Origin of the sequence: Undibacterium sp. Ji83W (assembly GCF_049340385.1) — a bacterium.
Classification (GTDB): Bacteria; Pseudomonadota; Gammaproteobacteria; order Burkholderiales; family Burkholderiaceae_D; genus Undibacterium.
The window spans coordinates 140,381-165,235 of record NZ_JBMPOZ010000005.1; the positions used below are offsets into that span (position 1 = coordinate 140,381).

25 protein-coding genes are annotated in these 24,855 nt (G+C 49.4%); 12 read left to right on the forward strand and 13 right to left on the reverse strand.

All coding sequences use genetic code 11. The features are described from left to right. The 3 genes from secF to ACO0LD_RS11310 all read left to right on the forward strand — a co-directional run bounded on the left by secF (position 1) and on the right by ACO0LD_RS11310 (position 5,746). On the forward strand, positions 1-1,023 hold the full coding sequence (secF, locus tag ACO0LD_RS11300) for a protein translocase subunit SecF (RefSeq protein WP_423006722.1): 1,023 nt from the start codon (positions 1-3) through the stop codon (positions 1,021-1,023). A 293-nt stretch (positions 1,024-1,316) separates the two neighbouring features. Continuing rightward, the gene (locus ACO0LD_RS11305) at positions 1,317-2,654 is read left to right on the forward strand and encodes an efflux RND transporter periplasmic adaptor subunit (protein WP_423006724.1); all 1,338 of its coding nucleotides are present in this window, start codon (positions 1,317-1,319) and stop codon (positions 2,652-2,654) included. Continuing rightward, positions 2,651-5,746, forward strand: coding sequence for an efflux RND transporter permease subunit (locus ACO0LD_RS11310; protein WP_423006726.1), 3,096 nt, complete (start codon positions 2,651-2,653; stop codon positions 5,744-5,746). The genes ACO0LD_RS11305 and ACO0LD_RS11310 overlap by 4 nt, the downstream gene beginning before the upstream one ends. A 53-nt stretch (positions 5,747-5,799) precedes the next feature. Here the strand turns inward: ACO0LD_RS11310 and ACO0LD_RS11315 are convergent, their stop codons facing one another. From ACO0LD_RS11315 to ACO0LD_RS11330, 4 genes are all read right to left on the reverse strand, one after another. After that, entirely contained in the window at positions 5,800-6,192 is a 393-nt protein-coding gene (locus ACO0LD_RS11315; protein ID WP_423006728.1) for a MarR family winged helix-turn-helix transcriptional regulator, read from the reverse strand. 116 nt (positions 6,193-6,308) lie between these two features. After that, positions 6,309-6,875, reverse strand: a complete 567-nt coding sequence (locus ACO0LD_RS11320; RefSeq protein ID WP_423006730.1) for a YceI family protein — start codon at positions 6,873-6,875, stop codon at positions 6,309-6,311. Positions 6,876-6,933: 58 nt separating this feature from the next. Beyond that, positions 6,934-7,485 (reverse strand): YceI family protein, encoded by a 552-nt coding sequence (locus ACO0LD_RS11325; RefSeq protein WP_423006732.1) that lies wholly within the window; start codon positions 7,483-7,485, stop codon positions 6,934-6,936. Positions 7,486-7,521: 36 nt separating this feature from the next. Beyond that, positions 7,522-8,058 carry a cytochrome b gene (locus ACO0LD_RS11330; RefSeq protein ID WP_423006734.1) on the reverse strand — a complete coding sequence of 179 codons (537 nt, stop codon included), beginning with the start codon at positions 8,056-8,058 and terminating at the stop codon, positions 7,522-7,524. A gap of 325 nt (positions 8,059-8,383) precedes the next feature. Here ACO0LD_RS11330 and ACO0LD_RS11335 point away from each other — a divergent pair, with 325 nt between their 5' ends. Then, positions 8,384-9,517 carry a sterol desaturase family protein gene (locus tag ACO0LD_RS11335; protein ID WP_423006962.1) on the forward strand — a complete coding sequence of 378 codons (1,134 nt, stop codon included), beginning with the start codon at positions 8,384-8,386 and terminating at the stop codon, positions 9,515-9,517. A 154-nt stretch (positions 9,518-9,671) separates the two neighbouring features. Here the strand turns inward: ACO0LD_RS11335 and purB are convergent, their stop codons facing one another. Beyond that, positions 9,672-11,039: an adenylosuccinate lyase gene (purB, locus tag ACO0LD_RS11340; RefSeq protein WP_423006736.1), complete on the reverse strand. Its 1,368-nt coding sequence runs from the start codon at positions 11,037-11,039 to the stop codon at positions 9,672-9,674. Between the two features lie 263 nt (positions 11,040-11,302). On the opposite strand from purB, the gene ACO0LD_RS11345 reads away from it, so the two are divergent. Beyond that, entirely contained in the window at positions 11,303-11,911 is a 609-nt protein-coding gene (locus tag ACO0LD_RS11345; protein ID WP_423006738.1) for a glutathione S-transferase, read from the forward strand. 90 nt (positions 11,912-12,001) lie between these two features. Here ACO0LD_RS11345 and bfr read toward each other — a convergent pair whose 3' ends face one another. After that, a complete protein-coding gene (gene bfr / locus ACO0LD_RS11350; RefSeq protein ID WP_423006739.1) occupies positions 12,002-12,478 on the reverse strand; it encodes a bacterioferritin in 477 nt (158 codons plus the stop codon). Between the two features lie 445 nt (positions 12,479-12,923). Between bfr and ACO0LD_RS11355 the strand changes: the two genes are divergently transcribed. The 3 genes from ACO0LD_RS11355 to ACO0LD_RS11365 all read left to right on the forward strand — a co-directional run bounded on the left by ACO0LD_RS11355 (position 12,924) and on the right by ACO0LD_RS11365 (position 15,462). Beyond that, positions 12,924-13,280, forward strand: a complete 357-nt coding sequence (locus ACO0LD_RS11355; protein ID WP_423006740.1) for a hypothetical protein — start codon at positions 12,924-12,926, stop codon at positions 13,278-13,280. 196 nt (positions 13,281-13,476) lie between these two features. After that, the gene (locus ACO0LD_RS11360; protein ID WP_423006742.1) at positions 13,477-14,202 is read left to right on the forward strand and encodes a hypothetical protein; all 726 of its coding nucleotides are present in this window, start codon (positions 13,477-13,479) and stop codon (positions 14,200-14,202) included. A gap of 12 nt (positions 14,203-14,214) precedes the next feature. Further along, positions 14,215-15,462 carry a hypothetical protein gene (locus ACO0LD_RS11365; protein WP_423006744.1) on the forward strand — a complete coding sequence of 416 codons (1,248 nt, stop codon included), beginning with the start codon at positions 14,215-14,217 and terminating at the stop codon, positions 15,460-15,462. Positions 15,463-15,670: 208 nt separating this feature from the next. On the opposite strand, the gene ACO0LD_RS11370 is transcribed toward ACO0LD_RS11365, so the two are convergent. The 7 genes from ACO0LD_RS11370 to asd form a co-directional block, all read right to left on the reverse strand. Beyond that, positions 15,671-16,078 (reverse strand): DUF2000 family protein, encoded by a 408-nt coding sequence (locus tag ACO0LD_RS11370; RefSeq protein WP_423006746.1) that lies wholly within the window; start codon positions 16,076-16,078, stop codon positions 15,671-15,673. A 48-nt stretch (positions 16,079-16,126) separates the two neighbouring features. After that, entirely contained in the window at positions 16,127-16,972 is an 846-nt protein-coding gene (locus tag ACO0LD_RS11375; protein WP_423006748.1) for a helix-turn-helix domain-containing protein, read from the reverse strand. 261 nt (positions 16,973-17,233) lie between these two features. Beyond that, entirely contained in the window at positions 17,234-17,911 is a 678-nt protein-coding gene (locus tag ACO0LD_RS11380; RefSeq protein WP_423006750.1) for an energy transducer TonB, read from the reverse strand. An 8-nt stretch (positions 17,912-17,919) separates the two neighbouring features. Next, positions 17,920-18,159, reverse strand: a complete 240-nt coding sequence (locus tag ACO0LD_RS11385; protein ID WP_423006752.1) for a (2Fe-2S)-binding protein — start codon at positions 18,157-18,159, stop codon at positions 17,920-17,922. A gap of 3 nt (positions 18,160-18,162) precedes the next feature. Then, a complete protein-coding gene (locus ACO0LD_RS11390; RefSeq protein WP_423006754.1) occupies positions 18,163-18,522 on the reverse strand; it encodes a hypothetical protein in 360 nt (119 codons plus the stop codon). A gap of 27 nt (positions 18,523-18,549) precedes the next feature. Next, the gene (gene hemP / locus ACO0LD_RS11395) at positions 18,550-18,753 is read right to left on the reverse strand and encodes a hemin uptake protein HemP (RefSeq protein ID WP_423006756.1); all 204 of its coding nucleotides are present in this window, start codon (positions 18,751-18,753) and stop codon (positions 18,550-18,552) included. A gap of 329 nt (positions 18,754-19,082) precedes the next feature. Beyond that, complete coding sequence (asd, locus tag ACO0LD_RS11400) at positions 19,083-19,934, reverse strand: archaetidylserine decarboxylase (protein WP_423006758.1); 852 nt, start codon at positions 19,932-19,934, stop codon at positions 19,083-19,085. A gap of 175 nt (positions 19,935-20,109) precedes the next feature. Between asd and ACO0LD_RS11405 the strand changes: the two genes are divergently transcribed. The 4 genes from ACO0LD_RS11405 (at position 20,110) to ACO0LD_RS11420 (ending at position 24,683) form a co-directional block, all read left to right on the forward strand. Further along, positions 20,110-21,414, forward strand: coding sequence for an HD-GYP domain-containing protein (locus ACO0LD_RS11405; protein ID WP_423006760.1), 1,305 nt, complete (start codon positions 20,110-20,112; stop codon positions 21,412-21,414). Between the two features lie 5 nt (positions 21,415-21,419). Further along, complete coding sequence (locus ACO0LD_RS11410; RefSeq protein ID WP_423006762.1) at positions 21,420-23,342, forward strand: PAS domain-containing sensor histidine kinase; 1,923 nt, start codon at positions 21,420-21,422, stop codon at positions 23,340-23,342. Positions 23,343-23,531: 189 nt separating this feature from the next. Beyond that, positions 23,532-24,080 (forward strand): peroxiredoxin, encoded by a 549-nt coding sequence (locus ACO0LD_RS11415; protein WP_110255121.1) that lies wholly within the window; start codon positions 23,532-23,534, stop codon positions 24,078-24,080. A gap of 78 nt (positions 24,081-24,158) precedes the next feature. Continuing rightward, positions 24,159-24,683 carry a carboxymuconolactone decarboxylase family protein gene (locus ACO0LD_RS11420; RefSeq protein ID WP_186950911.1) on the forward strand — a complete coding sequence of 175 codons (525 nt, stop codon included), beginning with the start codon at positions 24,159-24,161 and terminating at the stop codon, positions 24,681-24,683. Positions 24,684-24,855: the final 172 nt, after the last annotated feature.

Here is a 24,855-nt window from a genome sequence, read left to right on the forward strand (position 1 = left end):
ATGGAATTATTCCGCATTAAAAAAGACATTCCTTTCATGCGCCATGCGCTGATTTTCAATGTCATTTCTGCTCTGACCTTTGTTGCAGCTGTGTTTTTCCTGCTGCACAAGGGTTTGCATTTCTCAGTCGAATTTACTGGCGGTACGGTCATGGAAGTGACCTACAACAAGGCCGCCAATGTCGATGCGATACGCCATACAGTAGAGCAACTCGGTTTCACTGACTCACCAGTGCAACCTTTTGGCAAAGCGCAGGATGTAGTCATACGCCTGCCTGAAACCAAAAAAGATGCCAAGATCAGCCCAGCTGATGCGGTGTTCGAGGGCCTTTGCAAAGCTGAGAGTGGCAGCCTGACAAAAGTTGCTCCAAGCGCAGACAGCGGCACCACCGCCGAGAAGCAGGTTTGTCTGGATGCAGCAAAAAATGAGCTGGTCAAATTGCAGCGGGTTGAACTGGTTGGTGCGCAAGTAGGTGATGAACTGGCACATGATGGTTTGATGGCTCTGCTGTTTGTGATACTGGGTGTGATGCTGTATCTGGCAATCCGTTTTGAATGGAAATTTGCAGTGGCGGCGATTGTCGCCAACTTGCATGACGTCATCATCATCCTGGGCTTCTTTGCCTTCTTTGAATGGGAGTTCAATTTGTCGGTACTGGCAGCAGTACTGGCGGTGCTGGGTTACTCGGTGAATGAGTCTGTGGTTATTTTCGATCGTATCCGTGAAAATTTCCGCAAGCAGCGCAAAATGTCTGTGACTGAAGTCATCGACAATGCGATTACCAGCACGATCTCACGTACCATCATCACCCACGGCTGTACTCAGTTGATGGTCTTGTCGATGTTGTTGATCGGTGGCCCGACTTTACATTATTTTGCAGTTGCACTGACGATAGGTATTTGCTTTGGTATTTACTCTTCGGTTTTCGTGGCTGCGGCGATTGCCATGTGGTTGGGTGTCAAGCGTGAAGATCTGATCAAGCCAGTCAAGGAAAAAGATGATGCGGATGGTGCAGTTGTATAAAGGTTTTAAGCGTGTTGTTTAAACGTTTTTTTTTAAACGCCTTGTTTAAATATAGGCAATTGTGTCTCTTCCATGTAACGGAAGGTATCTAAAATGAAAGCCAGCCGGTGTGCTGGCTTTTTCTTTGTTAGCATTCCAGTCTGAACTTTTGATGTTGAATCGGGTCTCAGAGGCTGTTGCAAAATGAAGCAGATAAATCAAGAAGATATATAGCTGCCAATCAAGCCGGTGGAAGTAGCCGGTCACGTTATGCAAATGCCTGTTGGTACTTCTCTGCACTGGATAAAAATAATATGAGCAAATTCAAAACCCTGATCATCGTCGCTGCTCTGGCGGCCATATCGGGAGCGGCCTACACTTACTTCAAGACATCTGATAAGGCAGCAGGTGAGGGGGCGTCGACAAAAGCAGGTGGCAGTGCTGCGGGTGCTGGTGCGGCGCAAAACCGCCCCGTCAGTGTCTCTACCATCATTGCGCAAAAGCGTGACTATGATGTCAGGATTACTGCGAATGGCGTGGTTTCAGCATTGAACAGCGTGGATATCCGTCCGCAGGTGAGCAGCACTATTGCCAAAGTGCATATCAAGGAAGGCCAGTTTGTCAAAGCTGGTGATGTTTTGTTCACATTGGATAGCCGTGCGGATGAGGTCAATCTGGCAAAAGCCCAGGCACAACTTGATAAAGATCTGGCAACGCTGGCAGACTATCAGCGCCAGCTGGTACGTAGCAAGGATTTGGTCAGCAAGAAATTTGTCGCGCAAAGTGCTGCCGATACCAGCCAGACTCAAGTCGATACACAGCAAGCCGTGATTGCCTCGGACAAGGCGGCAGTAAATGCCGCCCGTGTTGCACTCAGTTATAACCGCATTGTTGCACCGTCGGCAGGCCGTACTGGCATCATCAGCGTTTTCCCAGGTTCGCTGGTACAACCTGCAACTACAACCCCACTGGTCACTATTACCCAGATGGACCCGGTCGCGATTTCCTTCCCGCTGCCACAGCGCAATTTGCCAGATGCGCTGGAAAGCATGAGGCGCAGTGATAGTTATGTCATGGCCAATTTGCCGGACACGGCCATCAAGTTCAAGGGTAAATTGCAGTTCGTCGACAATGCCGTGGATGCTGCATCCGGGACCATCAAGGTCAAGGCCGTATTTGAGAATAAAGCTTTGAAACTCTGGCCTGGTGCCTATGCCAATCTGGAGCTCAGCGTACAGACTTTGAAAGATGTGGTCGTGGTTCCGCAAGATGCCGTCATCGTTGGCCCGCGCGGTAGCTCAGTGTATGTCGTGGATGCTGAAGGCAAGGCAATCATGAAGCCAGTAGTTGTCACTAATAGTTTTGGTAACGATGCTGTTGTGACTGGCATAGATGCAGGTGCCAAAGTTGTGTTGGATGGCAAGCAAAACCTGCGTCCAGGTGCAATCGTCAAGGAACGCAATGGCGACGGCAAAGAAGGCAAGAGTGATAAGGCTGACAAGGGATCCAAGGGAGGAGCAGACAAGCCCGATGCATTTGCCAGTGCTGCGTCTTCGGCCAGTTCCTCATCCGCAACTGCCGTACCTGCAACCGTAGCGCCAGCAACTGTAGTACCAACAACTTCCGCAGCCTCCGCAGCGAGCGCATCATGAATTTGTCAGAATTATTCATACGCCGCCCGGTGATGACGGTATTGCTGAACCTGTCCATCGTCGTGGCAGGTGTACTGGCTTATCGTTATATCCCGATCGCCGCCTTGCCCAGCTATAACACGCCCGTTATCAGCGTGAATGCCAACTTGCCGGGTGCCAGTCCTGAGACCATGGCAACTTCGGTGGCTCTGCCACTGGAGAAACAGTTTGCCACCATACCTGGCTTATCGATTATCAGTTCCAGCAACACCCTGGGCTCTACTTCACTGACACTGGAGTTTGACCAGAACCGCAATGTTGATGCCGCCGCCGTGGATGTGCAGGCTGCGCTGCTACGCGCGCAGCGCTCCTTGCCCGTCGACATGACATCGCCACCATCGTATCGCAAGGTTAATCCTGCAGATGCGCCGGTGCTGTTCATTGCCCTGACATCGCCATCACTGAGTTTATCTGAATTGACCAGTTATGCCGAGCATCTGATCTCACCCAGTTTGTCGACACTGGAAGGTGTGGCGCAGGTGAATATTTTTGGTATCAAGCGTTATGCCGTGCGCATACGCGTCATGCCAGATGCCTTGCAGGCGCGCAATCTGACGCTGGATGAATTGTCTGCATCCATCCGCACTTCGAATGCGAATACGCCCGTTGGTACGCTGGAAGGTGACAAGCAGACACTGACTTTGCTGGCCAATAAACAAATGCAGAGTGCTGCAGAATTTGCCAACCTGGTGGTCAGTAACAAAGGCGGGCAAGTCGTGCGTCTGCGCGAAGTTGCGACAGTTGAAGACAGCTACGAGCAAGTCAAGACCAACGCCAATTTTAATGGCGAAAGTTCGATTACCCTGGCGATACAAAGACAGACTGATGCCAACACCGTCAAGGTCGTTGATTCCATCAGGGCAGCCTTGCCAGGCTTCAAGTCGCAATTGCCCGCTTCAGTCAAAATGAATCTGGTGAATGACAGGTCGATCTCGATTCGGGATGCCTTGCATGACGTGAACCTGACTTTGTTGCTGACGATCTTTTTGGTCGTCATTGTCATTTTCCTGTTCTTGCGCCGTATGGTGGCGACTATCATTCCTACGCTGTCACTGCCAGTCTCCCTGATCGGTGCCATCGCTCTGTTATGGGGCTTTGGTTATACGCTGGATAATGTTTCGCTGCTTGGTTTGACGCTGGCGGTGGGCCTGGTGGTTGATGATGCTATCGTCATGCTGGAAAACATCATGCGCCATGTGGAAAATGGCGAGCCGCCTTTCAAGGCGGCGCTGCAGGGTTCACGTGAAGTGGGCTTTACCATCATCTCGATTTCCACCTCACTGGTGGCGGTGTTTATCCCCATCTTCTTCATGCCCGGTGTCATCGGTCAGTTATTCCACGAGTTTGCTGTTATCGTCAGTCTGGCGATTGTTGCTTCAGCCTTTGTATCGCTGACGCTGGTGCCCATGCTGGCCAGCCGCTTTTTAAAGAGCGAACATGAACTGAAAGAACCGCCAAAAGCAGTGGCTGCCATGTTGCATGTTTTTGAAAGCAGTTTCAATGCGTCTTTGCGCGGCTATACCCGTGGCCTGGACATGGCATTGCGTCACCGCAAGCTGGTGTTGCTGATCGCCCTGGCGACATTTGCTGCAACCGCTTATCTGTTCAATGTCATACCCAAAGGCTTTTTCCCGCAAGAAGACATAGGCCAGATCAATGTTTCGACCGAGGCAGCAGAAGAGACTTCTTTCCCGGCCATGGTCAAACTGCAGGACAGAGTCGCCAAAATCATACGCGATGATCCGAATGTGGCAACTGCAACTTCCTTTAATGGTGGCAGTGGTTCACAAAATACTGGCCGCATGTTCGTCAATCTGAAGCCGCGTGGTGAACGCAAGCCCATGAAGGACGTGGTCGATAATTTGCGCAAAAAGCTCAATGAGGTGCCGGGTATTTCTGTCTTCCTGCGTCCAACCCAGAACTTGCAATTGGGTGGACGTCCCAGCAAGAGCCAGTATCAATACATCCTGCAAAGTGTGGAAGCCAGTTCTCTCAGTGACTGGGCCATCAAGCTGCAAGAAAAACTGCGCAGCGACCCCGGCTTCAAGGATGTCACGACCGATTCACAACTGAAAGGCTTGCAGGCCAGCATTGATATCGACCGTGATCGTGCCAATGCCCTGGGCGTGACCATGGACAGCATACGTTCTGCCCTGTACAGCGCTTTTGGTGAGCGCCAGATATCGACCATGTACACCAATGTCGATAGCTACCAGGTCATCATGGAAGTTGAAGCGGATGCCAAGAAAGATGAAAGCGCCATCAATGGGATTTATGTACGCGGCAACACTGGCACACTCGTCCCCTTGTCCAGTATCGCAACGGTCAAACGTACGGTAGGGCCAACTGCCATCAATCACGTAGGGCAATTGCAGGCGGTGACGGTATCCTTTAACCTGGCACCAGGCACGGCCTTGGGTGAGGCGACTAACCGCATAGAAAAATACCGCGATGAAATCAAATTGCCAGCCTCCATTATCACTACCTACGGTGGTGATGCGGCGGTGTTCAAGGATTCACAATCAGGCCAGGTGATACTGATCGTTGCCGCCTTGCTGGTGATCTATGTTTTGCTGGGCGTGCTGTATGAAAGTTATATACACCCTATCACCATCCTGGCTGGCTTACCTTCTGCTGCAGTGGGTGCCTTGCTGACCTTGCAAATGTTTGGTGAAGACCTGACCCTGATTGCCACCATCGGTATTTTGCTCTTGATCGGTATCGTCAAGAAAAACGCCATCATGATGATAGATTTTGCGCTCGATGCGCAAAGGCATCACAACATGACACCGCCTGAAGCGATACGCGAAGCCTGCATACAACGCTTCCGCCCCATCATGATGACGACACTGGCGGCCTTGGTAGGGGCCTTGCCGATTGCCATGGGCTTGGGAGCTGGTGCAGAATTACGTCAGCCTCTGGGACTGGCAGTGGTTGGTGGCCTGATTTTTTCACAGGCGATTACCTTGTTCATTACACCTGTGATTTATCTGGCACTTGACCGTTTCAGCGGTAAAGGACCTATCATCGGTGACACACTGGAAGTGAAGTAAATTTGACTTGATCCGCGATAGAATTTGCCTGCGGATTGAAAGGGATGGACGAATTAATTATAGTCGTCTTCCTGCAAGTGCTGCCTGAGTTTGAGTAAGCTGGTTTCCAGATTCAGGTAGTCATCTTCGGTGTAGGTCTTGAAACGTTGCTTGCCAGACTGTACTACCTTGGGGAAGATATCATCAAAAGTGGTTTCACCCACGGGTGTCAGTTTGACGAACAACTGGCGTCGGTCATCATTGCCGCGTTCACGCTGTATCAAACCTTTTTGTTCCAGTCTGTCGAGCACACCGGTCAGCGTACCCTTGGTGATCAGGGTTTTTTCACCCAGCTCTTTGCAAGTCATGCCAGGCGTATTACCTAGCGTGGCGATGATATCGAATTGAGAATGCGTAAAACCAAGCTTGCGCACATTCCTGGCAGAAGCCTGTTCAAATAATTGCATGCACTCCGACAGTAATCGTATGCTGCGCAGGTAACGTTCACCCATAAAATAGTTTGTGAGGATTATGGTGTGATACGCAGAGCGCATCACACCAGGGACGGCAACTAATTCAAAAATTAGTCAGCCTTGATCGCTTCTACCTGGATAGCCAGTTTTACTTCTGGTGCAAAACGTGGTGTGCCATAGTTCAGGCCAAAATCTGTACGTTTGAATTCTGCTGAAGCATCTGCACCGCAAGCTTCTTTCTTGAACATAGGATGCTGGATGCACTTGAATTTATTGATAGTTAACGTGACTGGCTTGGTCACGCCCAGCATAGTCAATTCACCGATAACTGCAACTGGTGTATCGCCATCAAATTTGATGGACGTACCTTTGTAAGTCGCTGTAGGGAATTGCGCTACATTGAACATGTCTTTGCCTTTTGCATGTTCATTCATTTTTTCATGACCAAAGTCGAGGGAGCTGGCGTCGATAGTGATATCGACAGTGCCAGTTTTCGCAGCACGGTCCAGCACGATTTTGCCCGAAGTTTTATTGAATTTGCCGCGCCATACAGAGATGCCCATATGGTCAGCTTCAAAGCTTGGATAAGTGTGGTTGGATTCGATATTGTATGTTTGGGCAAATGCGGGTGCAGTGCTGATCAACAGGGCGGCGGCGATAAGTTTGGCGATTTTCATGTGTGACTCCTGAATGGCGAAAATTTGTTTGCTTAAAAAGGTTGAGTGGTACTGAGTATTACGGGTTTGTTACTACGTGAAACTTGATCTGTACTTCATCGGCGACCATGCCGGTATCTTTCCATTCGCCTTCACCGATATTGAAGGTGAGACGCTTGATAGGCAGGCTGCCATCAAAAACCTGGTTATTGCCTTCTTTCTTGACACTTAAAGGGAAACTGACATCCACGGTTTTACCCTTGATGCTGAGCTTGCCTGTGACATCCAGTTTGCCTGCTGCACCGGCTTTCATGGAAGTCGATACAAAGCTGGCTTTAGGGAAGGCGGCGGCATTAAACCATTCCTTCTTCAAGACTTCCTTGTTGTACTCGGCATCGCCCAGATCAAAGCTGGCGACATCTATGTCTACCGTTGCTTTGGATGCTTCTGGCTTTGCGCTGTCATAGTCGATGCTGGCGCTAAATTTTTTGAATTTGGCATCAACCGGCACATTCATTTGCTTAAAAACAATGTTGACCGCGCTTTTGGCATTGTCGACTTTGACGATGGAGGCAATGGCCGGACTGGCAATCAATACTGCAACTGCAGCAGAGGCAGCGATTTTTTTCATGGAATAATCAGACATGGGGTACCTGTGTAAAAAGAATTAACGACCTGGACGCATGCGCTGCATGAGACCGTCTTTGTCAAAAAATTGATGTTTCAGTGCTGCGGCAACATGGAGTAGGACCAGAACAAACATGACTTTGTTTAATATTTCATGCAATTCTTTCAAAGTTTCCTTGATTTCCGGGTTAGGACCCATTAATACTGGTAATTCGAACATTCCCAGATAAACTACCGGATAGCCCGCCGCCAGCGTATAGAAATAACCAGACAACGGCACGCCGAACATCAGCACATAGAGCAGGATGTGCGTGCCATTGGCGATTTGCGTCTGGATTTTACCCATACTGGCAGGGTAAGGTGGTGCCTTGCTTAACAGGCGGGAGATGAGGCGCAGTGCGACAAAGCCCAGCACGGTAACGCCTAACCACTTATGGTAAGAAAAATATTGCAATTTTGTCGGGCTGAATTTCATATCAACCATGATGTTGCCCAGGATGAAGGCGATAATAATCAGCAAGGCTATAAGCCAGTGCAACACTATGCTGAAATTGGAATATCGTTGAGTGGCTGCCATGCTGGCTCCTCTGATGAAAGAGATAATTAGTTCGAAGTAGAACTAATATAGCGCAAAAATAGAAAGTCTGCTGAGAGCCGCCCAATTTTTAAGCGGATAATATGTAAGCAGCTGCTACATCATGCTTGTGAACCTGAGTCTTGCAGCTATACTTTGGCCGGAATCTCCGCGCAATTTGCCATAAAAAGGTTTTTCCCCTGCCATTAAGGCATTCATTTATCATTGGCTTACTTGTCAATTCATCATATCAATAATGAAACCAGAAATTCCAGAAAAACTCTTAGGGAAGATATTAGTTGACCCTGCCAAAAACGTACTCGGTAATATGGCCGGTGCCGTCAGTGAAACCACGGGTTTGCTGGATCAAAGCGGACCATTGAAGCCAGGCACGGGCCTGGCCAGTGGCGTGCTGGCATTGACGCTGGCATTCCTGTGCTTGCTGGGCGTGATTGCTTTTCACTTCCCGCAGTATCTGACTACGCCTGAATTGCGCAAAAACTATTCGCCTGATGTGATACGCCATATTCTCTTTGCAGCGCTGGTGCTCTCTGGTGTGATCAGTTTATTGAACATACTGTTCAATCGCCGGCGCGGTTTGAATGCGGTGGCTGCAGTCCTGGTCATTGGAGCCGTGGCTTTTGGCGGATCACATGTGCCGGTGGCAGATTTCCCTGATCACACCCCGTATATTGGCCTGGACTGGTTCATCCTCGATTTGCTGGGTTCCACCATTATTTTTGTCGTCATAGAAAAAATCTTCCCGCTGTATAAGGGACAGTTGATTTTCCGCCGCGAATGGCAGACCGACATGGTGCATTTTGCCGTCAATCACTTCATCGTTGGCCTGGCTTTGTTGACAGTCAACTTTGCCATCCATCGCCTGTTTGGCTGGATGGCACATGACAGTGTGCGTGACTTTGTGCAGTCTATCTGGTTCTTCCCGCAGTTACTGTTGTGTATCCTGGCTGCTGACATGGTGCAGTACTGGACGCACCGCGCTTATCATGAAATTCCATTCCTGTGGCGCTTCCATGCCGTCCACCATTCGGCCAAGACCATGGACTGGCTGGCCGGTTCGCGCCAGCACATCCTTGAATTGATTTGCACCCGCGTAGGTGTCCTGGGTGCCTTGTATGTTTTGGGCTTTGACAAGACTGTCATGGATGTCTACATCATCGTGGTCGGCTTCCAGGCAGTGTTTAACCATGCCAACGTGCATTTGCCCTGGGGACCTATCAAATACCTGATCGTTACGCCAGATTTCCATCACTGGCACCATTCATCAGATGATGTGGCAATCGACAGAAACTATGCCGCCCACTATGCCTTCCTCGATCATCTGTTTGGTACGGCCATCAAGGGACAAAAGGGCTTCCCTGAGAAGTATGGTGTACAGGGTGACTACATGCCGGACGGTTTCGTGAAACAACTGATGTTCCCATTCCGTTCGCAGAAATAGATTCAAGACCACTAACCACAGAGGCACAGAGACACAGAGAAAAGCAGGAGAAAGCAATGCGAGTTAGCCTTGATATTTTTGGGCTTTCTTCGATTTTCTCTGTGCTACCTCTGTGTCTCCGTGCCTCTGTGGTGAGTTTTTTGGTCTACAAGTATTAAATTGCTTTTGCCAGTTTCGCTGCAATACCGGTGTAGTTCGCCGGTGTCATTGCCAGCAACAAATCCTTGGCTTCACGCGGGATAGCCAGGCCTTCGACAAACTCTTGCAGGGCTTCTTTAGTGATGCCTTTGCCGCGTGTCAGTTCTTTCAATTGTTCGTAAGCGTTTTCAACCGCATAACGACGCATCACGGTTTGTACCGGTTCTGCCAATACTTCCCAGGTCGCGTCAAGGTCAGCAGCCAGGCGTTCAGGATTGGTTTCCAGTTTATTCAAGCCGCGCAGGCAACTGTCGTAGGCCAGCAGGGTATAACCAAATGCCACACCGATATTGCGCAAGACTGTGGAATCAGTCAGGTCACGCTGCCAGCGGGACACCGGCAATTTTTCTGACAGATGACGCAGTAAAGAATTAGCCAAACCCAGATTACCTTCGGAATTTTCAAAGTCGATAGGATTGACTTTATGCGGCATGGTGGACGAACCGATCTCACCCGCCTTGGTTTTTTGCTTGAAATAACCGACTGAGATATAACCCCAGATGTCGCGGTTCAAGTCCAGCAAGATAGTGTTGACGCGCGCGAAGGCATCAAACATTTCGGCCATGTAATCATGCGGCTCGATCTGTATCGTGTAAGGGTTATATGTCAGACCCAGGCGCTGTTCCACGACGTTTTTGGAAAAACTCTCCCAGTCATGCTGTGGGTAGGCAGACAAGTGAGCATTGTAGTTACCGACTGCACCGTTCATCTTGCCCAGGATTTCTACCTGTTCTATGCGCTTGATGGCGCGCTGCAGACGCGCAACGACGTTGGCCATTTCCTTGCCGAGGGTAGTCGGGCTGGCAGTCTGGCCATGTGTGCGGGACAGCATGGGCACTTCAGCATTTGCATGCGCGATTTCTGTCAGTTTGCTGATCAACTTTTGCAGCGTTGGCAACATCACATCATTGCGCGCAGTCTTCAACATCATGCCGTGTGAGGTATTGTTGATATCTTCAGAAGTGCAGGCAAAGTGAATGAATTCGCTGGCAGCAACCAGTTCAGGCACATCCTTGACTTGCTCTTTCAGCCAATATTCGACAGCTTTGACATCGTGATTGGTGACGGCTTCGATATCCTTGATGCGTTGCGCATCTGTTTCAGAAAACTCGGCAACGAGTTTATCAAGCAAGGCATTTGCCGCCGGGGAAAAAGCCTTGATCTCATCGAAACCGGCTTGTGACAAAGCTTGCAGCCAGGACACTTCAACTTTAACGCGGTGATGCATGAAGCCAGCTTCGGACAAGGTGGCGCGCAAGGCATCCACTTTGCTTGCATAACGACCGTCGAGCGGAGAAAGGGCAGAGAGTGAGGATAGTGACATGATGGACTATAGAGATGGAATGACAGAAAGCCTTGCGCAAAAAACAACAAAAGTGTAGATTTTGCACATGGTAAAGATTTGGCAAAAATTTACAATTGTTGTGCAAATACAGTTTTTTTTGCACCGAATACGCGATTTTACCATTTGAATGCGTTCAAATTATAGAATCGTAGCGATGTTGCTGCTCCGCACGTCAGCCCTGCAGGCATGGGTTTACAGGCAGGCGATGCTATAATCCGCGCTAAACCTACTACCAGATTCCTATGAAACTCATTGGCTCCATCACTAGTCCTTTTGTAAGAAAAGTCCGCGTTGTCATGGCGGAGAAGAAACTTGATTACGTTTTTGTGCAAGAAAACGTGTGGGCAGCAGATACCACGATACAGCAATCAAATCCCCTCGGGAAAGTACCCTGTCTTTTGATGGAAGACGGCGGTGCCATGTTTGATTCGCGTGTGATCGTAGAGTATATCGATACCCTGACGCCAGTTGGCAAACTGATCCCGGCACAAGGCCGTGAACGTGTTGAGGTCAAATGCTGGGAAGCCTTGGCAGATGGCATCATGGATGCCGCCATCCTTGTGCGTCTGGAAAAAACCTTGCGCCCGGCTGAGCAGCAAAGCCAGGATTGGATAGACAGGCAAATGAGCAAGGTGCATGCTGGCTTGAAATCCATGTCCAGCGGTCTCGGTGATACGCCATTCTGTACAGGCACGCATTTGACATTGGCAGATATCAGCGTGGGTTGCTCCCTGGGCTGGCTGAGCTTCCGCTTCCCGGAGATAGACTGGCGTGGCGACTATCCAAATCTGGCTAAATTGTTTGATAAATTGTCGGAACGTGCTTCTTTCAAAGACACTTTGCCTCAATAAACACGATAAGCAGGGCTGAAACACAAAAGGGATAGAGCGTAAGCTCCATCCCTTTTTGCTCTTCTGTCGTGCCAGCTACCTGACAGCGACTTATTCTTCTGTAGACATTTGCGATTGCAAATAATTCTGGATGCCAATTTTTTCTATCAATTCCAATTGGGTTTCCAGCCAGTCTATATGTTCTTCAGTATCTTCCAGAATAACCTGGAACAGATCGCGTGAGACATAATCACCTACTGCTTCACAAGTGGCGACGCCTTCCTTGACTGTTTTTTGAGCGGCAACTTCCAGCTTCAAGTCGCATCCCAGCATTTCTACTGTGTCTTCGCCTATCATCAGCTTGTGCAGGGCTTGCAGATTCGGCAGGCCACCCAACATGAGGATGCGGTCGATGAGTTTGTCAGCATGCTTCATTTCGCCGATGGACTCTTCGTATTCCTTCTTGGCTATTTTTTCAAAGCCCCAATGCTTGTACATGCGTGCATGCAAAAAATACTGATTAATCGCACTCAATTCATTGGTGAGTTGTGCGTTAAGCAGTTTGATGACTTTCGCGTCGCCTTTCATGGCTTTCCTTCCTGTGGCTATTGATATTGTTGGTGAGGTGATTGCTGATGAGCTTATGCTTACAGGCTTTTACCACATGATAGATCATTCAGTGGCAGTTGCAAAATGAAGATGAGCTACATCACTGGATTCAGTGCTTTAGGGAGACGGTACTTTTAAATTCGACATAGATAGGTGAAGCGCAATTATTCTCATTTAGTTTTCTATAAATTTAAAAGAGGCAAAACTTTTCGGTGTCTTACAGTTAGTTTGCGCTAAATTTATGCTCCGGCATTTGCATCTAATTCTGTCTCACTGTTCGCTTGCTTGTTGAATTGAATTAGGTAATTTGTAGACCTTACAATCTCAGTTCCTTCACATCCGGATGTTTTTTTAATGCTGCTTTGGTAGTCATATTTTTTCGACGAAAACCAGATTTTATTTATCGCTAATGTCGTGGTGAAAGATGACCGCAGCCTTTATGTCCTTGAGAGTAAATATGAATGAGTTTTGGAATAAATATAACTTACTTACTGGTGCGTATGCGGATGCTCGAAAAAAATTATACGCTTCGTTGCGCGATGAGTCTTCGATTGAGGCATTACTTGCTTATGGCGAGGAAGTCATGGCGTCTGAACCAGGGATTGCTTTGCGATTTTTCGGAAGAGTATTGGAGCTAGACCCCGAGAACCTTACTGCTGTGGTTTATTCAGCTCTTTGTTATTGGTTATCTGGCGATGACGTCGGCTTCCAAAAATTACGAGACCGAGCGCTGAAGCTTGCACCTGGCGATCCAAGGGTGCTGGACTTGGTCGATCGCTGACCCCTGGTTTTTCTGCCTTACACGACTGCCCTGCCTTGGGGAGACGCATCGGTTGACGATAATGGCAACAGTGTTATACTGCGATGCTAAGTTGGCAACGCTTTTAAAGTGCGGCCAATCTGCCGGAAAATATTGTTCGCTCTTGATTTGTATGCCCGGAATTCTCCGTTTGCCAATCATCTGAAAGGACTTGATAGTGCAATCCAGTACCATTGCTTCGTCATCTTCCCATCCTCCAAACGCAGAGTCGGCAAAACATCGCCGTATCAATACCCTCCGTATAGTTTTTGCTTCGGCGCTACTTACTTTGCTGACGACTTCTTGCGCGCAAAACCCTGGTGCACTGGCACAGGGAAATAGTTCTTCGGGTACTGTCTCTTCCTCAACTTCTATCGCAAACAAGAAATCTATGGAAACCACTCATCAAAACGTATCGCCAGAAGTGCCGCAAATGACTGCCGAAGATGTCAGCAAGCGCATGCTGGACCTGATTAGCAAGATCAAGACTGCTGAGGATTTTTCTGCCAAAAATCTGGAGATTGCGACAGGTCTGAAAGTTTATTTTGATCCAGTAAATTCCAAGGAATACGGAACTGGAGCAAAAATTACCGATACCTGGTTCTTTAATATTACCGTGATCTCAGGCAGCAAAGACGGTGAGCGTAGCCGTTTGCTATTTTCCTTCGACGACCAAACCCATAGTCACGCAGATATGACCTTGATTTGCAAAGTCGATTTTGACGCCTATGCAAAACGACTGAATGAACTTGGCTTTCAACGGCAAGCTGTTTATGGCGAACATGGTCGTCTCAGTACTTGGCGTTTCTCACGTGATGAAATTGTGATTCATGTGGACATTCGTGGAGAAAGCAAAGAAAAGCCTAATCACGATTGCGTCTCTATGATTACCATTAACGCTTAAGATGGATGCCATATGACCGGACCGAGCGACAAGCCTGGCGTGGTGCCAAGCACTGCCGAAAAAAAACTGGATAAAATTCTCGACGATTTTGGCAACACCAACAAAACCGCGAATAACAACCCGGGCGAGGATTTGCGTAAGGTCCTCGACGCCTCTCCCGATTTGAAGAAACGGATCCTCGATTCGGTCGATAAAGGATATTTAAGCAAATTTCAGGCGCTTCCTCCCAACTCTGGTACAGGTGGTTCGTATGACCCGAGCGCAAAAGCCATCAATGTACCGATGGATGCGCTCAAAGGCGCCAGCACCAATCCACGCGATAAGGCCGAGTTGATTTTTGTGATGGGGCATGAGATCCAGCACTCATTCAATGCTGCTGCGACCAGGAAGATAACGCAGGATTTCCTTGATGGCACCACAACACTGGCAAAGAGCAAGGCATCGCCGCACGACTATACCAAGCTGACTGAAGACTTTATCCAGTCATCTCGCAAAGACGAGGCCTCCGCGCATATCGGTGGCTTCAATGCGATTGTTTCGCAAGCCAGGAAAGATAACCCTAATGCGACGCTCAAGGACATCTACAATACCCACCAGGGACGTATGCAGGATTTTATCGACGTAACTGGCTCGCGGCCAAATTTTAACTACGCAATGAAGCCGGGCCTGACTATCGACGCCGATATGACCATGTCCAGCTCCAAGGACAACATCTCTGCCATGGGCAAGTATTACTTCGATAAGCCCGGGAACGTCTCCAAGCTTGGGTCGAATCACAATCTCGATTACACCAACTTCTATGGTAGCTGGGCGGCCAATGTTGCGGGTAATAATGAGAAAGCGTATCAAGATTATTATCACAAAACTGACAAGAAATACGTCACCCCTGAAGTGCAGTTCGACATGAAGCGACTGGGTTTGCAGCAAGACCTGATCAATCAGAATGTAAAATTTTCCGATAACAAAGCCTTCTCTTATGTCGATACCAGCGATGGCAAGAAAAAGCCTGCAACATTCGATCCGAGCGCTCATCCAAACCCATCTCCTCCAGTGAGTCCTGTCACGAACCACGCGCAAGAGCGGGATTCCAAACGAGACCTGATTGATGCCACAACAGTACCGGTGAACTCGTCGAAGGCGGTGCCCTTGCTGCCTGCAAAAAACATTGCCGACTTGCTGATGGGTGACGACACGCCATCCAGCCGCTTGCTCAGGAGTGTGCCCGAATCACTTAAAGCTGCTCAAGCCAAGCCGGGTTGAGCGCAAGAATTCATGCGAGGAAAATGCGAATTTTCTGGAAACTGGGGGCGTTCTGACAATCCAATATTTTCAACCATGCATTTGCCCTTTTAAGAGGTAATAGGCCTGCACAGTCGCAAGCATGATTTTGAAATGTAAGAAATTTGGAAAGCCACCAGCATCTCTTGCTGAAATGATTCCTAAGTTCAGTGCTTGACACTGAACTTGATTACTTATGCAATGCCATCCCTTTTACTGCTTTTTCTATCGCTTTCTTTGGCCCACGTAAAGCCAGTCCTACCAGATTCATGTTCGCCGGATCTTCTTCAGCAAACACCTTGCGGTTGGCCTCATCATGGCCGGTAGAGAACATGGCGAACACGTAGGGCAATACCGTAATTTCCCGGGCAAGCCCTACCTGATGCGCAGCTTGTAAACCTGCAAGCTCAGCTTCGAAAATAAGTATGGGTTGACCAAACATTTTTCCGTAGGAATGACCGTTGGCATCGATATATGCTTCCCCCATGACCTCTGGGGCAGCAAATGCTATACCGGTCGCCAGAAAGGCGACTACGTTCATGCGTTGCCAGGCTGGCAGATCGTTGCGAACGATGATGGCTACTTTTGTATCAAACATCAGGCACTCCTTAGGGTTAAATCCCTATGATAGAAGCGCATTGCATGCTCAGTCTGTAAGATTTGTGCATTGTCGCTGATAGTCAGCCGGGGTGAGGCGGTATGCGCGCCTGAACCACAAGCCCATGTGGCTTTGATCGGCGAAGCCAACTTCTGACGCGACTTCTGCCGCCGTTTTTCCTGAGGCTAGCAGAGCCCTCGCGACACGCAGGCGCAATCTTATCAGGTAGGCATGGGGTGACTGACCAAAGGCACGCTTGAATTGCCGGGTCAGGCGAAAGCGGTCTATGCCGGAATGCGTTGCCAACTCGTCCAGCCCGATATTGTCCGGCATCATCGCATGAAGATAGTCGCGGACACGTGCCATTTCGTTATTGGAGTCTTGTTTGATTGATAGTGGACGTCTGTAAAGATGACTGGATAGCAGTGAAATCAACTGATCCAGACTTTCGTCCCGCGCCAGACGACCTTCAGTAAAATGTATGGACTGCCACGCATGCATGGTCATGGTGCTTAGCATGGCGTCATCAGCCAAGGTATTTCGGAATGCGCCCTGCAGCGACGATGCATCTCCCAATCCCAGTCGCTGGGTCATGCTGTTCACCCATGCTTGAGGAAGATATAGCATTGCGTATGTGAATCCATTTTGCTCAGGCGCGTGCCCATCGTGCACAGCACCAGGCTCAATCAATATGCATCGCCCGCGAGTGCTCGTGTGTACTGAACCGTGACAAGTGAAGCGTTGTACTCCCTGTTGCGTGACACCAACCAGCATTTCGTCGTGATCATGTGCGTCGTAAGCATGCCCATGGAAATGTGCATGGACGCTTTCAATTCCTGTTTCTGGATCTCTGCGGATACGTATCCAATCAGCACTATTGTCAGCTGGCTTCATGCTCGAACCCCGATTAATTCAATATCCAGAACAAGATATCATAGTCCGGCATTCAGCAAGCAAGCGTCAGGGTCGTGCTGCCTGTCAGCTCGGTAAACCCACGCTGACCAAGCTAATGATTTTGCAGTTTACTGAAGCATCTAATGTGTCCTGATGCTCGTCAAAGAAATATAAGTCTGGGTTCAGGTTACAGCACGATAAAAAAAGGCCAGATTGCGAGACTTCCGCAATCTGGCCTCTCCCGGGGAGGGTTCTTTATTCTCAGGTGCTCAGGGAAAAGCTGATAGTGGCTGTAGCAATCACAGTCTGGGCTTTACCATCTTCCAGATAAGGTTTGAAAATCGCGCGCAAAATGGCGACTTTGGCAGCTTCGTCAAGGCGGTTGGAACCGGATGATTTTTGCACGTCGACTTTTTCTGCCTGGCCTTTTTCATTGACCAGCACGCGCAAAGTCACTTTGCCTTCTTCACCCATGCGTCGGGACATAGGCGGGTAGTCTGCCTGAGGTGCGCGCACATATTCAACAGCACTGATTTGTTTTGGCTGGGCAGCGACTACCGGTGTTGGGCTGGCTTCTACCTTGGCCATCAGCGGTGCTGGTTGCGGGGCAGGTGGTGCCGCCTGTGTGGTGATCTGATGTACATCGGCAGGTATCTCTACGACTGGTGTGATGTGCTGCACGACAGGTGCTGGCACCTGCACCGAGGTCAGTTTCTTTGTGGGGATAGGCTTGGGTGGTGGTTCTGCCTTGACTGCAGGTGGCTCGACAAAGGTCATCATCACTTCTTTTGGCAACATTTGTACTGCATGCGAAAGCAGGCCGTGTTCCAGTGCATAAAACAGCGCCAGGTGAGCCACCACGATGGCGGCAAAAGAAAAGACGCGAGATTTGGGGGCAGTGAAATCTTGTGGAGCTGATTGTAATGTAAGTGTGGACATGGCTAAGCTCACGCAGTGACGGCGTTGGGCTGGAAGTGTAATTGTTGAATGAAATTCTGGAAGCTGGATGCACTATTGCTTTGCTCATCCATACATTGGCGCATTACTTTGCGTGCGCACCCTGCGCATTTGCCGCAGCAAGTACCAACATCGAGTTGCTCGCGCAGTTCAGCCATCGTGCTGACGCCCATGGCGACAGCCTGATGAATTTTCTTTTCCGACACATTATTGCAAACACATACAATCATGAATTACTCCATTAATGCAGATTTTTTACCAGAGAAGGCCAGCAACCAGCCTAATTTGCGCAGTTTGGTTTTTTGCGCGGCCTTCTTTTCTACCAGGCTGGCCCATTGCTCGGATAACTGCTGGCAAGTGGCTTTCAGCACAGGTGCCAGATCCGGCAAATTCGCCAGCACATACAAATGTCTTTCTATGACTGATGCCAGCTTGGTACTTGCTTGCTCAGCCTCGTCCTGCGTTGCACTATTCGTGCTGTTGACCGTGTAATGCGACATCAGGTGCAACACTGCAGAGACCAGCAATTCAGGCTGCTTGGATGTAGCAGTCAAACCCGATAATTCTTCGTTCATCAGCGTTCCACCTGGCATGCCCAGTCTCCAAATATGATCAGCGTTTTACGCTGTCAATATCAGCTTGTTCAGTTGCGTAATGCGCAGTCGATAAATACGACCCGCATGATCAATTTCCAATTCACGCTTTTGTTGCATCAAATCACCGCTCTTGATACGCGGAATCTCTTTTGGAGCCTGATTCTTTGCCGCTGTCGCTGTTGAATTAGCCAGATCAGCGGATTGGTGAATAGCATCATTTGTAGTCATATTTTACCTTGCAAATCTAAACGATAACAATTCTTATTTAGATTATTGAATATTCGAACTAGTTTGGCAAGTGTTTTTTATTGATATTCATCAGTTCAAGGTTTACTTTTGCCTTGCTCATTAAAGTGGCAAACTAAATACGCTGGAAAATTTTCTTAAAAGCAATGCTTTTGACAAATACTTGTCGCTTTTTTACGAGGGAGGAGTGTTACCGGGGCTGATACTTAGCCAGGCATTCCGAGACGGGAATACCTGGGCAAGTGTTTGGAGATGGCAGTGTTTAAAGCGCAGGAGGCTTAAAAGGCAGAAACTGTAGAGCAGAAACTATATTATTTAGTTGGATGCATGCCCATGGCCTCACCCATACAGATGGCTTTGGCTGGTGTCCAGGCTGGATTGAAATCCACCGTGCCTTTCGGGAAAAGCATGACTACTGTAGAGCCTAGCAAGAACCTGCCCATTTCCTCACCTTTCTTCAAGATGATTTGCTGGTCGTCGTAACGCCACTCGCGTACCTCAGCGCTGCGGGGTGGATTGACCATGCCATGCCAGGCGGTGGCCATGCTGCCCACGATGGTGGCACCTACCAAGGTCAGCACAAAGGGACCAAAGGCTGATTCAAATACGCAAACCACACGTTCGTTGCGGGCAAACAGGCCAGGTACGCCGCGTGCCGTGGTTGGGTTGACGGAGAACAATGCCCCCGGCACATAGATCATGCGCGTCAGGCGGCCATCGCAAGGCATGTGTATGCGGTGGTAGTCGCGCGGGCTCAGGTACAGGGTGGCAAAGCCGCCATCTTCAAACAAGGCTGCCAACTGCTTGTCGCCACCAACGAGGGCGGTGGTGCTATAGCTATGGCCCTTGGCCTGGAAAATCTGGTCTTTTTGTATCGGGCCAAACTGGCTGATGGCACCATCTACGGGGCTCAGCAAGTCGCTTTCGGCCAGCGGGCGGGCACCTGCGCGTAGCGGGCGGGTGAAAAATTCATTGAAGCTGGCATAGCCGCTGATGTCTGGATTGGCAGCTTCCTGCATATTCACCTGATACTTACCGACAAACCAGCGTATCAGGTTGGTCGTGAACTTGCCTGCTTTTGCATTGGCAAATTTGCCGAACAGTACGGTCAGTGCCTGTTTAGGCATTAAATATTGGGGCAGGACGGCAAGACGATCGGACACAATGAGTCACTTTCAAAATAGTCAGGGAAGGGATTATAACGTTGCGAGCTAAAAAGGCTGATTTTTCTGCATTTATGCACGCACATCGTCAGAAATTGTTTCTCCTGAGCTAAGGTTTTTGCAAATGAGGGGGGCGTATGCTATCGTCAATAGAAATACTTATTATTGCGTCCCCATGTCTGATGATAGCCAGCTAATTGTGATTGATCAGATCCGGATAGGAATGTTCATCAAACTCGACCTGAGTTGGTTCCAGCATTCTTTTCCGATGAACTCGTTCAAGATCACGAGTCAGCAGCAAATTGATGACCTGATCGCGCTCAAGCTCAAGCACGTACGGTATATCCCGTCGAAGTCTGATCCGGCAGGGGCCAAAGCAGTGAACCCGCCCCAGGCCGCCCCTGTCAGTTCGGGCGAGTCAGGGCCAAAGCGGGTGTATGCCAGCATCATGGACGCCAAACGCGCCCGTTTTGAAAAACTGCAAAAACAACGTGATGAAATTGCACGCTGCGAAGAAAAATTCGTGCAGGCTGCCAGTGTGGTCAAGAATATCAACCGCCTGATTTTTTCCAGACCCAAGGAAACCATCATAGAAGCAGGCAAGCTGGTCGACAGCATGTCAGAAGTCCTGCTGAGCGGCAATGACACTGTCATGCACCTGATACAGCAGACTGCGGGTAATGAAGAATTGTATTTCCATACATTGAATGTTTCAGTGCTGGCGATGATGCTGGCCAATGAAATGAAATGCAGCGATGAGATGATCAAGGAAATAGGCATTGCCGCCCTGTTCCATGATCTGGGCAAGGTCAACGTGCCTGAACACATCATCAACAAGACCGAACCCCTGACCCGGCCTGAGCAAAATTTCTTTGAGCTGCATCCTGAATATGGCGTGGAGGTGGGTAAAAAAGCCGGTTTGCCTCAGGTAGCGCTGGATGTGATTGCCCAGCATCATGAATTCATGGACGGCACCGGTTATCCGCATCAACTAAAAGGCGACGCGATCAGCATACATACGCGTATTGTGACCATCGCCAATGTGTACGATAATTTGTGCAATCACAATGATCCCAAGCAATCGCTGACCCCGCATGAAGCCTTGTCAACCATGTATGCGCACAGGCGCACGCAGTTTGATGGGGTCATCATGGCTACCCTGGTCAAGAGCCTGGGCGTGTATCCACCCGGCACCCTGGTCAGGTTGTCCAATGAGGCAGTCGGTCTGGTCATGAATGTGAATGTGGGCAAGCCCTTGCGGCCACGCGTGCTGGTGTATGACGCCGAGATACCCAAGGAAGACGCCATCATCCTGGACCTCGCAGAAGAGAGCAAAGAGCTATCCATCAACGCCAGCATACGACCAGGTTTATTGCCAAGGGTAATTTTCAATTACCTGAACCCGCGCAAAAGGGTCAATTATTATTTTGACTCGCAATCGAAGAAAACACAGGGCGGCCCTTTACCAGGCCAGAATTAGCAGAAATGACCGACGCCGGCATGTCACAGTCAGTATCCGTTTTGAACCATGGATTACTGCGCCATATCATCGACCATAGTCGCGAAGCGATTCTGGTGGTGGATATGCAACATATGGTGCTGGCCGATGTCAACCAGCTGGCTTGCATGATGCTGGCCTACGCCAGGAACGAGCTGTTGGGCCTGCCTCTGGCAAATATAGAATGTTCATTGCAGGATGTGTTCTTTTGGGAAGCCTTGCGTGCAGATGCGCATGCCGAAGGCCGGGCAGTTGCGGAAAGTGAATGGATCAATCGCCACGGTGTTTCTTTCCCGGTAGAAAAACGTGTTTCAACTTTTATTGAAAACGGTAAAGAGTTTTTTATCATCCATGCCGAAGACATTACCCACAGACGAGAACTGGTAGAAGGCCATGTGCATCTGGTGGCGCAATTGCAGAGTTCGCTGGACGCAACTGCCGAAGGTATCTTGTCGGTAGACTTGAGCGGTAATGTCGTGAATATCAATCAGCGCTTTTCTTCCATGTGGCAATTGAAAGATGAATTGCTTGCCTCCAGAGATGAGGCGCAAATGTTTGCCTACCTCAAAGATGCACTGCAAGAGGCAGATGGTTTTTTTGCCAGCCTGGAAAAAATCCGTGATGACCCGAACCTGGAAACAGAAGATTTAATGACCCTGAAAGACGGGCGTTATTTTATCTGTGTTTCCAAACCAGAATTCATGCGGGACCGACGGGTAGGGCGGGTGTTCAGTGTGCGTGACATTACGCAAATGAAAGAAGCTGAATGCAGCCTGGTGGCAGCCAGGGATGCGGCAGAACAAGCCAGCAAGGAAAAATCACGCATGCTGGAAGCACTGCTGATCAGTGAATCACGCTTGCGTCGCCTGGTCAATTCCAGCCTCATCGGCATCATGCAAGGCAATCTCAGTGGTACGCTGACAGAAGCCAATGATGTATTGCTGCAACTGGCGGGTGTGCAAAGACTGGAATTTGCTGAATTTGGCATGTGCTGGCTGGACAGGACCACAGAAGAAAGCCACGCCGCCCATCAAAATGCCATGGCAGAAATACGCCTGCATGGCCAGGCCAAACCCTATGAAGGCGAGTTGATACGCAAGGACGGTGTGCGCATTCCCGTCATGGTTGGTCTGGCACAACTGGAAGGTTCGCTGGAAGAATGGGTGGGCTTTGTACTGGACCTGACTAAACAGCGCAAGGCTGACCGCATCAAGTCAGAATTCATTTCTGTCGTCAGCCACGAGCTGCGTACACCCCTGACTTCAATACGAGGTGCACTGGGTTTGCTGGAAAGCGGTGTAGCCGGTGAATTGACAGCCAAGACCATGCAATTGATCAAGGTCGCACACCGCAATTGCCAGCGCCTTGGTGTCCTGGTCAATGACATTCTGGATATGGAAAAACTGGCATCCGGAAAAATGGTCATCAATATAGAACGTTTCGACCTGGTTGCCGTGACCAGGCAGGCAATAGAAGCCAATGCCGGTTACGCGCAAGCACTGAACGTACGCTATCGCATCGTTGACCATCCAGATAATGCCTGGGCCATGGGCGACAATGTGCGTGTCATGCAGGTATTTGCCAATTTGTTGTCAAATGCCGCCAAGTTTTCGCACGCGGGTGCCGAAGTGCAAATCAGGATTACCGACATCTCAGGCATCTACAAGGTCGAGGTGGAAGATCATGGCCAAGGCATACCTGAGGCTTTCAGGGAGCAGATTTTCAAGAAATTTGCCCAGGCAGATGGCACCAATACCCGGCAACAGGGCGGCACTGGCCTGGGTTTGAATATCACCAAAACCTTTGTCGAAAAAATGGGCGGTGAAATCGGCTTTGAAACCGAAGAGGGCAAAGGCAGCATATTCTGGTTTACGCTGCTGGCCTCGGCGCACCGCCGCCACGACAGATAGGCTTGAGTTTTTGACTTTACGCCTTATCTCATATCTACACACGCATAGCCTGTTTATTGAATATCCCGGACAAGGTTTTAGCTAATTGGACGGTAGTTAAAATCTATTGGATATTTGAAATTCATAGTGATATGCTTCTCGTCGTTGTGGACATATTGTCCATCTTGTTATGTCAATCAGGAGAAATTAATGAAAACCGTAGGTCAAAAACTCGACGCATTCAAAGTCCCAGCAGCTAAGCCAGGCTTCAATCATCACGAAGAAAATGGCGTATCCGCATTCGAGGACATCACTGAAGCTTCGTTCCCAGGCAAATGGAAAATCATTTACTTCTATCCAAAAGATTTCACATTCGTATGCCCAACTGAAATCGTTGAATTTGCCAAGCTGACTAACGACTTTGCAGACCGCGATGCTATCTTGCTGGGCGGTTCTACAGATAACGAATTTTGCAAACTGGCATGGCGTCGTGAACACAAAGACCTGGACAAACTGAACCACTACGCGTTCGGCGATGCAACAGGTTCTTTGGTAGACATGCTGGGTGTACGTGATGTCAACGCCGGTGTTGCACTGCGCGCGACTTTCATCGTTGATCCTGACAATGTTATTCAACACGTTTCTGTCAACAACCTCAACGTTGGCCGTAACCCTACAGAAATCCTGCGTATTTTGGATGGTCTGCAAACAGATGAACTGTGCCCATGCAACCGTACAGTAGGCGGCGCAACTCTGTAATTTAGAGCGCGCATGCTGTAGATGTAAAATAAACCCGCTACGGCGGGTTTTAAAACCACTTTTTGATAGGTAAATGCTATGGAATTCTTGAATTTAATTAAAAGTCGTATCCCTGATTACGCCAAGGATATCCGCCTGAACATCGATGGCACGATCGCCCGCTCCAGCCTGGAAGGCAATGATGCGGTAGGCGTGGCGCTGGCAGCTGCCTTCGCAGCAAAAAGTACAGTGATCATTGAAGCCATCAAATCCAGTGGCGCAATCACACCAGAAGAAATCAATGCAGCGCTGACAGCAGCGGCTTTGATGGGCATGAATAATGTCTGGTACCCGTATGTGGAAATGGCAGACGATGCCGACCTGAAAACCCAGGCTGCGCAGTTGCGCATGAATGCCTATGCCACCAATGGTGGTGTTGATAAGCGCCGTTTCGAAATGTACGCCCTGTCGGCCTCCATCATCGGCAAATGCCATTTCTGCGTGAAATCGCATTTTGAGTTGTTGAAGAAGGAAGGCATGTCAGCCACGCAATTGCGCGATGTGGGTCGTATTGCGGCGGTTGTGAATGCCGCAGCGCAGGTTATTTCTGCTGAGACTGTGTAAGCTTTCAAGTAGCGTGCAGGTGACGGCTGTCGTTTTTGGCCCCTTCTCCTTCAAGGAGAAGGTTGGGATGAGGATGGGGTTCAGTCGATAAACCCTATTCAAATTATCGTCGCTCCTGCGTAGGCAGGAGGCTACCGGGCTGGCGCTCCAACGGCGTTCGTTGCATTGCCGT